General features: G+C 52.4%; 1 protein-coding gene. It reads left to right on the top strand.

Annotated elements, in window-relative coordinates; genetic code table 11:
- On the top strand, positions 1–319 hold a 319-nt coding region (locus PGS25_RS15460; protein WP_442865326.1), incomplete at both ends, for a hypothetical protein.

Here is a 319-nt window from a genome sequence, read left to right as displayed (position 1 = left end):
ATTATCGCGCCAACTCTGCAAGCGACCGTCTGAACGGTGCAACCGCATACGAGTATGACAGCAATGGCAATGTGACGAAAGTTCGCTATGCGGACAATACCGCTATGACGCTGACTTATACGGTAGGCGGCGATATTGCGTCTATCACGGACGCGCTCGGCAATACGGAAACCTATACCTACTCCGGACACAGCTTGACCGAGTTCCGCGATAAGAACGGACATACCACTTCGTACACCTATAATGCACTCGGTCTGCCGATTACGGTTACGGACGCACTCGGCAATCAGACTACCTATGCGTATGACGATAAGGGACG

Source organism: Butyricicoccus sp. AM78-15b2TA (assembly GCF_027665985.1).
GTDB classification, from domain to species: domain Bacteria; phylum Bacillota; class Clostridia; order Oscillospirales; family Butyricicoccaceae; genus Agathobaculum; species Agathobaculum butyriciproducens.
The sequence above is the reverse complement of the archived record's forward strand: the minus strand, read 5'-3'. Positions and strand labels throughout refer to the sequence as shown.